General features: G+C 35.0%; 14 protein-coding genes and 1 tRNA gene. 3 read left to right on the top strand and 12 right to left on the bottom strand.

All coding sequences use genetic code 11. The features are described from left to right. Positions 1-10: 10 nt before the first annotated feature. From rplT to DW114_RS07335, 5 genes are all read right to left on the bottom strand, one after another. Positions 11-379, bottom strand: coding sequence for a 50S ribosomal protein L20 (gene rplT / locus DW114_RS07355; protein WP_117453132.1), 369 nt, complete (start codon positions 377-379; stop codon positions 11-13). Positions 380-394: 15 nt separating this feature from the next. Then, positions 395-589, bottom strand: a complete 195-nt coding sequence (gene rpmI / locus DW114_RS07350) for a 50S ribosomal protein L35 (RefSeq protein WP_117453131.1) — start codon at positions 587-589, stop codon at positions 395-397. A gap of 23 nt (positions 590-612) precedes the next feature. After that, the gene (gene infC, locus DW114_RS07345; RefSeq protein ID WP_117453130.1) at positions 613-1167 is read right to left on the bottom strand and encodes a translation initiation factor IF-3; all 555 of its coding nucleotides are present in this window, start codon (positions 1165-1167) and stop codon (positions 613-615) included. 188 nt (positions 1168-1355) lie between these two features. Beyond that, a complete protein-coding gene (locus tag DW114_RS07340) occupies positions 1356-2498 on the bottom strand; it encodes a DUF6348 family protein (RefSeq protein WP_117453129.1) in 1143 nt (380 codons plus the stop codon). Positions 2499-2662: 164 nt separating this feature from the next. Continuing rightward, a tRNA-Lys gene (locus DW114_RS07335) sits at positions 2663-2738 on the bottom strand. A 263-nt stretch (positions 2739-3001) separates the two neighbouring features. Here DW114_RS07335 and DW114_RS07330 point away from each other — a divergent pair. Next, the gene (locus DW114_RS07330) at positions 3002-3244 is read left to right on the top strand and encodes a hypothetical protein (protein WP_117453128.1); all 243 of its coding nucleotides are present in this window, start codon (positions 3002-3004) and stop codon (positions 3242-3244) included. 46 nt (positions 3245-3290) lie between these two features. On the opposite strand, the gene DW114_RS07325 is transcribed toward DW114_RS07330, so the two are convergent. Further along, positions 3291-4364 (bottom strand): glycoside hydrolase family 25 protein, encoded by a 1074-nt coding sequence (locus DW114_RS07325; RefSeq protein ID WP_233511355.1) that lies wholly within the window; start codon positions 4362-4364, stop codon positions 3291-3293. A 70-nt stretch (positions 4365-4434) separates the two neighbouring features. Further along, positions 4435-4929: a GNAT family N-acetyltransferase gene (locus tag DW114_RS07320; RefSeq protein ID WP_117453126.1), complete on the bottom strand. Its 495-nt coding sequence runs from the start codon at positions 4927-4929 to the stop codon at positions 4435-4437. Positions 4930-5063: 134 nt separating this feature from the next. On the opposite strand from DW114_RS07320, the gene DW114_RS07315 reads away from it, so the two are divergent. Beyond that, complete coding sequence (locus DW114_RS07315) at positions 5064-6311, top strand: hypothetical protein (protein ID WP_117453125.1); 1248 nt, start codon at positions 5064-5066, stop codon at positions 6309-6311. Between the two features lie 57 nt (positions 6312-6368). Next, positions 6369-6833: a DUF1307 domain-containing protein gene (locus tag DW114_RS07310; protein WP_117453124.1), complete on the top strand. Its 465-nt coding sequence runs from the start codon at positions 6369-6371 to the stop codon at positions 6831-6833. A gap of 18 nt (positions 6834-6851) precedes the next feature. Here DW114_RS07310 and DW114_RS07305 read toward each other — a convergent pair whose 3' ends face one another. The 5 genes from DW114_RS07305 to DW114_RS07285 form a co-directional block, all read right to left on the bottom strand. Further along, positions 6852-7337 carry a DNA-deoxyinosine glycosylase gene (locus DW114_RS07305; RefSeq protein ID WP_117453123.1) on the bottom strand — a complete coding sequence of 162 codons (486 nt, stop codon included), beginning with the start codon at positions 7335-7337 and terminating at the stop codon, positions 6852-6854. Next, positions 7331-8632, bottom strand: coding sequence for a 30S ribosomal protein S12 methylthiotransferase RimO (rimO, locus tag DW114_RS07300; RefSeq protein ID WP_117453122.1), 1302 nt, complete (start codon positions 8630-8632; stop codon positions 7331-7333). Before rimO ends, DW114_RS07305 begins: the two co-directional genes overlap by 7 nt. A 138-nt stretch (positions 8633-8770) precedes the next feature. Further along, positions 8771-9718, bottom strand: coding sequence for a 3'-5' exoribonuclease YhaM family protein (locus DW114_RS07295; RefSeq protein WP_117453121.1), 948 nt, complete (start codon positions 9716-9718; stop codon positions 8771-8773). Then, positions 9696-11687 carry a glycosyltransferase gene (locus DW114_RS07290; protein WP_117453120.1) on the bottom strand — a complete coding sequence of 664 codons (1992 nt, stop codon included), beginning with the start codon at positions 11685-11687 and terminating at the stop codon, positions 9696-9698. The genes DW114_RS07295 and DW114_RS07290 overlap by 23 nt, the downstream gene beginning before the upstream one ends. A 17-nt stretch (positions 11688-11704) precedes the next feature. Then, a complete protein-coding gene (locus tag DW114_RS07285; RefSeq protein ID WP_117453119.1) occupies positions 11705-12757 on the bottom strand; it encodes a lysylphosphatidylglycerol synthase transmembrane domain-containing protein in 1053 nt (350 codons plus the stop codon). Positions 12758-12820 lie beyond the last annotated feature (63 nt).

The raw sequence follows: 12820 nt of genomic DNA, 5'->3' as shown, positions 1-12820 counted from the left end.
ATTCCTCAAATTAAGCAGCTTGTTTTTCTAAAGCAGCTTTTGCTGTTTCAACGATTTTTGTGAATCCTTTAGGATCGTGAATAGCGATTTCTGATAACATCTTACGGTTGATTGTTACGTTAGCAAGTTTCAATCCGTGCATTAATTTTGAATAAGAGATTTCATTCATTCTAGCTGCAGCATTGATACGTGCAATCCATAACTTACGCATGTTACGTTTTAAATCTTTACGGTCATTGTAAGCATATTTAAATGAATGCATTACCTGCTCGTGAGCAGTCTTGTATAAAATGTGTTTAGCTCCGTAATAACCTTTTGCTAATTTAATAACTTTTTTTCTTCTCTGACGTGTTGTATATCCACCTTTTACTCTAGCCATATTTACTTCCTCCTATTATTTAACAAGCATCTGTTTTACACGTTTGAAATCTGTGTTGTTAACAGTTCCTGATTTTCTCAAGTGACGTTTTTGTTTCTGTGTTTTTCCATGGAAACGGTGAGAAGTATAAGCATGACTTCTTTTTAATTTTCCAGAACCAGTTGTTTTAACTCGTTTTGCTAATCCTCTATGTGACTTCATCTTTGGCATAAGTAGTACCTCCTCTAATTTTTTTATTTATTCTTTTTCGGTGCCAAAACACATGACATTGTGTTACCTTCAAGAATCGGTTTTTTCTCTACGGTCGCAATATCAGAAATTTCTTCCGTAAAGTTATTCATAATCTTTTTACCAACTTCCAGTCTTGTAATCAATCGTCCTCTAAAACGCATATCTACCTTGACCTTCATACCATCTTCAATCCAAGCTCTTGCATGACGCATTTTTGTATCAAAATCGTGTTTATCAATAACCGGAGATAGACGGATAGGCTTTACCTCTGTAACATGCTGTTTCTTTTTGGCCTCTTTCGCTTTTTTCTGCTGTTCAAAGCGATATTTACCATAATCCAGCACCTTACATACCGGTGGGACTGCCTTTGGCGCTACGCACAACAGATCCAAATCCTGATCATATGCGATTTGTAAAGCTTCACGACGAAGTTTGACACCCAGTTTATCACCATTAGCGTCAATGACCATGACTTCCTTAAATTTGATCTTTTCATTAACTAAATCGTCGTTTACGTTGTTAGGAATAACTTTCTTGTTTATAATAGACACCTCCATTTGTTGCCATAAGAAAAGCGGGTACTTATATGCACCCGCATGATTAACCTACTGATATCAATACTTCTATATCGATGTAGCTTATGACCCATATCCTTTGGATATCAGGTGAGAAGGGGTGCTTCTAACTTTCCACTAACTTTTCTGCTTGTTTATCTTATCATAGTGGTTCCACTATGTCAATCTTTTTATCGTAAAATATAATTTTCTTTCACAAAGTATCCAATTCCTGGTGTATAAAGCTCTTTAATATCATCGCCTTCATCTAGTGCTTTTTGAATTGCCCGATAATTTGCGCTAAACTGCGCAATCTGTTCAATCAGTTCCTGACTTGGTTCTTCATTTTTTAGATATTTTCGAATGGTTTCGTCTATATATGAGAAAGATCGTACCTGACTTTGATATAACTCTACTGTCGGCTCCCCTTTTCTGATGAGAAATAATTGTTCTCCACATTCCAAATCACTAAATACGTGTTTACAATATAATTCAGGAATAAACCCAAACAATTCCATACCCAGACTTTCATCTTTGCATAATTTGATCAACTGAACACGTAGTTTTTTATACTCCTCTTTATCTTCACATTTTTCATACATATGAATTGCTTTTTTTGTATATGTGACAATCTGTTCCTTTGTGAATACAGGTGGTGTGTAAGTATCATCTTTTTGATAAAACAAAAAGCTTTGTTTTTCTGTATGATATGCATCGATACAATCCCAATTGCCAACATAGTCTTTTAATAGATCACTTAATTCTTTAGAAAGTACATCATTGATTCGCACTTCAATATCAGACTTTCTTCCCATTTTTGCACAATAGATTTTAATCCAGTAACAACGCTTGTTGCCTAATCTTTTTAAAATCTGTTCTCCCAGCATATCCCAGAAGCTTTCCAGCATAATGCCTTCCCGTTTTCCATGAGAAGATACTTTACTTTCATATACATCAAATGCATGATTTTCCAATGTTTTGATGATCACGGTTTTGGTTTTATCTTTTTCCAATGCACCTATGAATAATTGCACATCATGACGGTTGAAATTATCACAGGCATCACGAATGCATTCCTCATAGCTTAATCCTAGACCACAAACAGGATCAATGATAGGATCCTCCAGGCTTTCATGATGGATTTGAAAAACAACCTGTGCCATTGTTTCATCTCCTCCTAAAACATCCGCATAAATATAAATCTGATGTTCAGGGATCACAAACGCATCATTTTGTATTTGTCCATCTTCATATAGTTCTGATAAATATTGATATACCAAAGATGTTTCTTCTACAAGATTCTCTGGTTCTTTCTTCTTTTTTCTGAAAAACACGATATCTACCTCTCTTTTTATCATAAGTATACAACAAAATGTGACACCTTTCTACAATGATTGTGGAGATACCATAAAAACACATATTTCATATGATATAGAAAGTGGTTCCAGAGTAAAAAAAAACCTTTCAACATTCCCTGTCAAAAGGTTTATTTTATAAATGGTGACCTGTCAGGGAATCGAACCCTGGACCCACTGATTAAGAGTCAGTTGCTCTGCCAGCTGAGCTAACAAGTCATCTTTCCAACTGCTAGATTATTATAACAGAAAATGGTGAAAATGCAATACCATTCATGAAAAAAGCTATAATTTTTATATAGCTATTTGTTGTTTACTGATCGATTCTACCATTTAAAAACAATTGTTCCCAAAATCAAAACAAATATACAATCGTATACAAAAGTTTTTCTATCTTCTTCATTATTCGACAAAACTCGTGCTATTCTGCAACATCATAACTGTATAATAACATCAGATAAAAACAAAGGAGGAAACACATTATGCAACAGAACATGATTTATTTCGACGATAATTTTAACAAAAATGCAATTATGGTAATGTCCGATTTTGATTTATGGGTAGATGACTTCATTCATCAAATTCAGGTACATAAAGAAAGCGCAGATACACTGGAGCAGTTCCAGCATACCTTGCGCCTCATGATTCAGTCTTACTATTGTTCCCTGATGTCAAAAGAAGAATTTGATACCATCATGGAAGACATGTATGCTGTAATGTCTTAAGTAAAAAAATTGCGCTGTGGAAACGACCATTCCATGCGCAGTTTTTTTATATATGATGCAATGCACTTTCTTGTGCCCATCCAACATTTTCATTAATCAGATAAGGATGTTTTGCACCTTTGGCGATACTGGTGATTCTTCCCTGTTTTACTAACAATGAGCTGCTTGGATAATATACCCCGCCGTTGCTTTGGGTCCATAGCCCATCAAAAGAAACCTTGTCACCGATTTTAAAACGATTGCTTTCTTGATGAATCACAACATCATCATTTGCCCATCCAACATTATGATTGATCAGATAAGGATGCTGTGTCCCATATAAAATCTTAGTAATGATTCCTTCTTTGATCGCAAGATTTTTTACAGGATACCAATTCCCACCATTACTTTGGGTCCATAATCCTTTAAATGCGATTTTATCTCCAACGCTGTATCTTGGTCTAGCAGGATGGGTAGTTATCGGAGGATGATTCTCTGGTTTATTTCCATCTTTATGATAACCGTTAAATCCCATAGAAGTGATCAGTTTTTCATAATCCACAAAACTATAATCCATATCTAAGCGACCAGTATAGCCATCAACACGACCATCGCTTGTAAACTGCCACATTTGATAAGGCTTGGTATACGTATTTACACTTGCCCATTGTGCTACCCATTTATCAAAACGATCTAATGTACTTGAGTTTAGATGATTATTCCACCAATCCAGATTGGCATAAATACCAGCATAAAAACCATTTGCTTCTAATTCAGAACAGGTATAGTAACAAACCTTCACATTCATTGCATCACTTACATGATGACTGGCCTTCCATCCATCAGCATCCTCCATATCGATAAAGCATGGATAGGATGGTTTACAGCTTTTACATAATCGGATAAAGCCTGATGCTTCTTCTCTCATTTCTTGATCCGTTGCCACATAAGAATAATGATACAAGCCATATGGCATATGCACACGTTCACATTCTTTTACATTGCGGCGAAACTGTCGATCTTCTACAAAGTGTCCATAACTTGAACGGATAATCGCAAATTTGATACCACCTTTTTTGATTGTATCCCAATTGATGACACCATTATGTTCTGACACATCAATCCCTAGCAGTTTTGTCATACACATTACCTCCTACCTTAAGGTATGTAGCTTCTTAAAAAACGCGTAAAGAAAAAGCACAAATGTGCTTTTAAGCGATATCTAGTTGTAGAATATAATCATCCATGATAAAGCCATGACCGATATCAGTTTGTACAGCATCGATTTCATAGAAGCCTTTTTTCTTATATACATCTAAGGAATGGGTATTAAACTTATTACATGTCAGATAGATTTTATCCAGCTTTGATTCTTTCGCAAAGGCAATGGCCTGTTTCAGTAATGTGCTGGCATATCCTTTTCCACGATACGCTTTTTTCAGATACAGCTTACTTAAAAACAAACGTTCTTTCTCAGGCTTTACTCCACAAAAGCCAATCAGCTCTTTTCCTTCATAGGCTAAAAAATATGTATAATGCTCTTCATTGATTGCTTTTTCCAAGGCAGGATAGCTTTGAAATTTTTCTACCATGTAGTCAATTTGCTCCTGTGTAATGATGGAAATAAAATATTCATTCCAGATTTCCTTTGCTGTTTCTGCCAGCTGTATCAGCTGCTGCTCATTTTCACAAACGCATATTTCCATAAAAATATTCCCCTTTCTTTTATTGGTAATGATTATAGCACAATTTTCATGTAAAAAAACTTCTTTTTTTACATATTTTGTCACCTATAATTAATAACGTGATATAATATAAAAGAGTATTTGGAGGAGAGAAAATGTACCCTAGAGATTTTCGTTTAAATAAAAATGTAAAGAACTGTATAGCGGTACTATTGAAATATTATCGTAAACAGTTGAAAATGAAACAAAAAGATTTTATCACTTATAATAATGCATTGATTTGTTCCATGGATTCCTACAGTCGTATTGAAAATCTGCATCCAATCAAAAGCGATTCTATTTATATCTATTTATTACATCAGATTGGAGCAACCATTGAATATGATCCAGCATTCTGGGCGAATCTTCAGCCATTATTTGAGCAGCTTTTACATGATGTCACATTTTATCACATTCATAATCTACAAAAAACAGCTTTAAAAATCAAGAAACTGTTACCAACAGACAGTAGTGACATTTTTGTAAAAGAAATTCTTGATTTATGTGATTTAATTCCCAATTATTATGCGAAATGTAGTGATATGAGTGAAGAACAGTTTGATAAATATATGGCATTATTAGATATTTTCACTAAGCCTTTAAAAGAAATCATTAAAGATATGTTATTTACATATACCGTTCATCGTACAAGAAATGCGAAAAAGGAGCAGGAAATCTTTGAATTTTTAAAGATCAATGAAAGTGATACACCTTTAAATATACTGAATCGTTCCTATATGCATTTTTACCGTGGTTGGTATTTAGACTGTTTTAGGGATTCTTTAGAGCTGGAACGTATCTTTATTGAAACTGAAAATTACAATCGTTTGCTGGATGTTTATGATGCAATGGCTTTATTGTATGTTGAATTACAGAAAAATCAAAATAACATCTATCAACAGAAGCTGTTCAAACTGGTAAGAGAACACAAAGACCAGCTGCATAAAAATAAATATCTTCAATCTTTATACCAATGTGGTATGTTATATTTGGAAGATAAAGAATATGAACAGGCATATCCTTTCTTTGTAGAACTAGCAGATCAGGATGATTATCATTATCTGCCGGCAGCCCTTATAGCAAATACGATTTGTACATTATTGGATACCAAACCTGATCCAGCGATTCTTAAAGAAGTCAGATATCCAAAGCGTTTTCCCCAGCATGTTACGCAGTTCCATGAATATTATCGTATGAAATATTCAGATGTAGCTGCTGAAAAGTTAGAAGATTTTCTAGTTATGAAGATTGCGCCAACACTGGCACGAGAAGATCTGTATTGGGAACCTTTCCAGATGGAATTAGAAAATGTATTGAAAATCACAAAGCATTATTATGTAAAACGTAAATTGAAAATCAAATAAAACTTTCATCCTGTAAATGCATATGATACAATAGCGTCAATAGAAAGTAGGGACAATATGAAAAAATTATTATGCTCCGCTTTAATTCTGTTATGTTTAAGCGGATGTGGATCTGATAAAAAGGAAGAACCCCAGAAAACAACAAAGTGTACAATGGAACAGAAATCAGGTGATATCACATTTACCACCACACAGGATATTACTTATGCAGGTGATGTTGTAAAATCTCAAAAGCAGACGGTCAGTGCAACACTTGATAAAGATGATAAGGATATGCAAAAAAAGGTAGAGGCTACAATTAAGGAAAACAAAGAAAAATATAAAGATATGAAAGGCATCAGCTATGAAGCCGGTATTGATAAAAACAATCTTTACACTGAAGTTATAACCTTTGATTTTTCTAAAGTTAGCGCAACCGATTATGGTAAAGTCACCAATCAAAAACTAGAAGGCGATAAACTAGAGATTGATTATAATCAAAGTATCAGCAACCTAAAAAAACAAAAATTTACTTGTAACTAACAAAAAGGCAGATACCCTTTAAAGGATATCTGCCTTTTTGAATGCCTGCTTCCATGCCTCAAACAAAGCTTGTTCCTTGATTGTTCGATTGGCATTACTGGTACTTGGTAAATACATACATGGAATCTGTATGGCATGAAAATGCTTTTGGTATAAATCATAGCTTTTTTTACCATTGCAGATCACCATGCGAATGGTTGGATGTGCTTGTATCAGATATGCAATATCATTTACTTTTTCATGACGAATCGCACTATCCAGGCTGCCTTCCCGCTCACATTCTCCTATCACATCCCATAAAATCATATGATGTGTCAAGATGATCTGCTTTTTTTGTTCATAGGTATCAATTGGCATTTGAAACATCTGATTCATAATTTTCCAGAAACGATTATGCTTAAAGCCATAATATTCTTGTTTTTCTAATGATGTCACACTTGGCATAGAGCCTAAGATCATCACATAAGGATATGGTGCGATAATTGGATCAAAGCCTTTTAACACACTTCCACTCCTTTTAGATCATGTGTCATTGCTTCCGTAATTTTTACTTTTACAAATTCTCCAAAGTTGATGGCACGCTCACTTGTAAACAATACCACACCATCAACTTCATCTGGCGCATCATGTACGCTTCTGCCACGATATACGCCACGTAATCCATCCTGATCTTCAACCAAAACCTCTAAGGTTTTCCCAATCATTTTCTGTTGGTTCGCAAAGGATACTTCTTGCTGCAGCTGCATCAACTCATCTAAACGCTGGTCTTTGATTTCTTCATCAATTGCACCATCCATATCGAATGCCGGTGTATCTTCTTCAGGAGAATATGTAAATGAACCCATACGATCCCAATGTACATCTTTCACAAACTGTTTTAGTTCTTCAAATTCTTCATCTGTTTCACCAGGGAATCCAACAATAAATGTGGTACGTAGTGTTGGCTCTTCAAAAGTTTCACGTATTTTTTTAATAAGTTTCAATACATCTTCTTTTGTGCCTCTTCGATTCATAGCCGTCAGCATACGATGATTCGCATGCTGCATTGGAATATCAAAATAAGGTAATACCTTTGGAAGTTTTGCCATACCTTCGATCAATTCATCATCTATTTCATCCGGATACATATATAAGATACGAATCCAATGGAATCCTTCAATTTCATGCAGTTTCTGTAGTAATGGCAACAAAGAACGTTTGCCATATAAATCTACACCATATTTGGTAGTATCCTGTGCAATTAATACAAGCTCTTTGACACCACGTGCAGCTAATTGCTTCGCTTCTTCTATCAATTGTTCCATAGGAAATGTAACATTATCCCCACGAATCAATGGAATCGCACAATAGGTACAATGATTAGAACATCCTTCCGCAATCTTAAGATAAGCTGTCCATGGCTTACTGCTTACCAGACGTTCTGCTTTCGCATAACTGACAAGATCATGTCCATCCAATAATTGTCCAAGTATTTCATGGATATGGGGATATTCTCGAATACTGATGACTGCATCGATTTCCGGAATATCTTCAATCAAAGCCTCTTTATAACGCTGTGCAAGACATCCAACAACAATTAGCTTCTTACAGTTATATTTCTTATATTCTGCCATTTTGAAGATGGTAGAAATCGCTTCTTCTTTTGCTGGATTGATAAATCCACATGTATTTATTATGATTGCTTCTGCCTGTGCAGGATCACTCACCATTTCATGGCTGCCTTCTTTTAGCATGCCCATGATTTTTTCACTGTCTACTAAGTTTTTACTACATCCAAGTGATACAAATCCAATTTTCATTTTCAACACCTCATGCATTACTATAACATGAAACTGCTGATTTAAAAAGCAAAATCCACGAAAATCTTTTACATGTAAATTTTGTAAGCATCCCTTTAAAAAAAGTCATACAGTATATACCATATGACTTTCTTCATCTTAATCTTTTTTATTTTTTAATGTTGTTTTATAGAAATTACGATTTTCCATTGCGAAGATTCTTGGTGTAAATTCACCAGGCATTACATTATTCATCGCTTTATCTAATGTACTCATACGTGCATCGATATTATCTATCAAATGCAGGATTTCTGCTTCCGGAATCATTGGCAATACTGGTGAACCATATTCGTATACCCCATGATGAGATAAAATCATATGACGCAGTAATAGAATTTCTTCTTCATTTTCATATCCCAGCTGTTTTGCTTTTTCATAGACCATTGCCTGCATAATTGAAATATGTCCAAGCAGTTTTCCTGTCTTTGTATATTCACTGATAATCGCTTTATTTAATTCCGTTAATTTCCCAATATCATGTAAAATAATGCCACCTGCCAACAGGTCCTCATTTAACATTGGATACAGCGCACAAATAGAGTGTCCTAATTCCAGCATTCCCAAAACATGAGTCGCCAGTCCTCCAACAAAATCATGATGATTTTTCGTAGCGGCAGGATATTCATAGAAATCTTTTTCGTTTTCTTTCATGATTTCCATTACCATCGTTTTGATGATTGCATTATCAATACCATTGATTTTCTCATCAATTCTAGATTTCAATTCTTCTTTTGTTAAAGCACTTGTTTTTACATAATCATAAATATCTATTTCACTCATATCCAGAATCTCCAGTTTGCTTACACGAAACTGTAACATTTTTTTATGAGATAATACATCACCTGTTGCCTCTACCAGCATCCCATTGCTGTATAGATCAATTTCTTCTTCTTTTACATTCCAATATTTGGCTTCCATCGTACCAGTCTTGTCTTGAAAGGTAAAAGACAGATAAGGCGCTCCTTTGGCTGTAACACCACGATTTAGATTGGTGATTAAAACCGTAATACTGCCTTTATATCCATCATTCAATTCCTGAATCTTCATCGTTTTCCTCCATTTCTTCTAACTGGTTGATGACATCTTCTCTGACAAATCCTTTCTGCATACAATACAGAATGATTTTATTGCGTAAATCTTTTCCCTGATACTTTCTTGCATAGTTTCGCTGTGCTTTTTGAATTGTCTTAATCAGAGCAGAGTGATCATCTTCATCCTCAAAATTTAAGTTTTCACTGGCAGATAATGCGACATCACTATCATATCCAAGGTTGATCAGCTTTTTCACAATCGTCTGTTTCTTCATCTTCTTGGATTTATCTTTGATGGTTGCCATCAGTTTTTCTGCCATCTGTATCGCCTTCTGGCTTTCTTCTTCATCATCCAGTGCATCTAATGCCTGATCGATATCTTCTCTTGCGATACCTTTATTCATTAATGTTCTTCTAATATTGCCTTTTCCCATAAGTGAAAACTGCATTTTTTCAATCTTTTCCTGAAGATACAGCTGATCATTGATATAACCTTTTTCTTCCAGTTCACACAATAATGCTTCTACATCTTCATTAGCAAGCCCTGGCAGACGATTGAAATAAATCTGCATTTCTTTTCGTGTATAATCACGAATTTTCAGCTTGCGTATTGCAGCACGATAAGCTTCCAGCATAATTTCTTTATGACGGAATTCATCCACTGTATAACGATCAAGCATTGTGCCAATACGAATTTTATATAAAAAGTAGTCATCCAGAGAAACCAGAATTTTTAAAGGCTGATCCTCGCTGTCATTTTCTACATAGATGCGTACATAATCATCCAGATTTTTAATTTTCACAACTTCATAAGCATGCTGATAATCATCAATTGCCTGATAATATACGCTTAATACCTTTTGATAGAATACACGTGAATCGTATTTGTCCACAAATGCTCTCGCTTTATTCTTCATTTCCTGTTGTGCTTCCTTTGTCATTGCGAAAAATGCTGTTAATTTCTTCGCAAATTCCTGTGGTGTTTCAAACAAATAGCCACTAACACCTTCCACAACCAAATCTTTTAATACATCATCTGGTCTAGCAAAGACAGGAAGACCACAAGCCAGTGCTTCAATAAATGTCATACCCTGTGTTTCACTCAATGAAGCAGACACAAAACAATCTGCACATGCATAATATTGTGGCACTTCTTCACGACTTTTCTTGCCTGTGAAAATCACTTTATCTTCTAAATGATATTTTTTCGCAAGCTCGCGGTAATCATCTAACTGAGGACCATCGCCAACAATCATTAGTTTGATATGTTCATCTTCTACATAGCGAAAGCCTTCGATTGGTATATCAATACTTTTTTCTTCTGCGATTCTTCCCAGATAAACGATAAGTTTATCATCCTCTTGTATACCATATGCTTTACGGATACTTGTGATTGTATCCATTTGAATCTGACGCATATCGAACATAGAAAAATCAAGTCCTGTTGGAATAACATAAATTGGTGTTTTTACACCATATTTTAATAATTTTTCTTTGGTTTTTTCACTAGGTGAAATAACTGCCTGTACATTATCTGAAATAGAACGGCTGAATGTAGATACAATACGTTTTGTCATCTTATCTACTTCTTCAAAACCGAATAAATTTACATAATGCGTGTAATCTTCATACATTGTATGATAAGTGGATACCACTGGTATATTTAGGTTTTTCGCAACGATTCGTGCAAAAAAGCCAACACCAAATTCGGTATGTACATGAATGACATCCAGATTCATCTTTTTTACTTCATCTCTTGCCGCAAAATGAAATGGTGTTGAAAGTTTATAACCATACAGCCATTTTAATTCCAGACCCGGTAAGCGCAAAACGTTTCCTTCACGCTTCATGGTTCTAGCCTTATGATTTGTAATGACGAATACTTCGTGTCCGTTTTTTTCCAATTCTCTTTGCAGGGTCACAATACTACTAACAACCCCATTGATATCCGGTGTGTATGTATCGGTAAATAATCCAATTCTCATACCAGGACCTCCTCTTATTATTTTATATCATGTTCATAACTTTCTTTACTATATTTCTGTTTCAGATAGACAAATATGACTGCGCCTACCAACATAACCAAATGATAGGTTGAAAAACGCCATAAAATCATAATACCACTGGTGATAGCGCCATCTGCGATCATCTGTCCATATAACTGTGTAAAGACAAATTCGGTTCCCCCGCTTGCTCCAGGTATCGGAATGAAAGCATTTGCCATCAATACGAAGCTGGATAATGCCAGACAATCAACCAAACGATCTATGCCCAAAGAATAACCCAGAGCATTGGCGATAAACCATGGCAGCATAAACTGAATGGTCATTCGCACGATATTCCATAATACTGATTGTATGATCATCTTTTTTTCATTTTTTAACTTTTGAATTTCTTCTGTAAAAGATGTTACCTGCGCACCCCATGATGCCAGTGTTTTATCTTTATCTTTCACAATATGCAGCTTTGCTAATAATTTTACACATAAGTTGCTAAGCTTTACATACATCTTTGGAAACAATGCCATTGTCCATAAAATACTGATAACACATAAATTGATAATATATCCAACCAATATCAAAAACAATAACGGTCCACCAATCATTTGTACATAATGGGTATAACGAAGCAAGAACAACACGGTTACATACCCCATCATCGTTGTCTGATATACAATGAAATCCGCCCATAAAATACTGGCACCATCACTGAATTTTATGCCTTGTTTTTTAAAGATATACGCCTGTGCAAACTGGCCTCCTGTAGAACTTGGGGTAATTCCACTAAAAAAACTGCCGACAAGTCCATTCTGAATACCTTGTACAGTGGTATAGCCTTTTTTATTTTTTCTTGCGAATATAGACAGAATCTTTCCTACAACGCAAGAATACAACATACCCCAGCTAAGAATAATGATCAGCCAGTACCATTTTAAACCAGATATCAACGTCAATACTTCTTGATAATTGTCTTTTAATGCGAACCAAAGTGCAATCACAGTTAATCCGATAATCACCAAAAAATTCAAGACGTAGCTTTTCAATGAATTTTTCATGATAAAACTCCCTTTATTTCACTTACAGTATTAAACCATACTGTAAACATATAGTTTTGCCTA

The sequence above is a fragment of the Absiella sp. AM09-50 genome, assembly GCF_003433845.1.
GTDB classification, from domain to species: domain Bacteria; phylum Bacillota_I; class Bacilli_A; order Erysipelotrichales; family Erysipelotrichaceae; genus Hoskinsella; species Hoskinsella hominis.
This window is presented reverse-complemented; position numbering and strand designations above follow the sequence as displayed.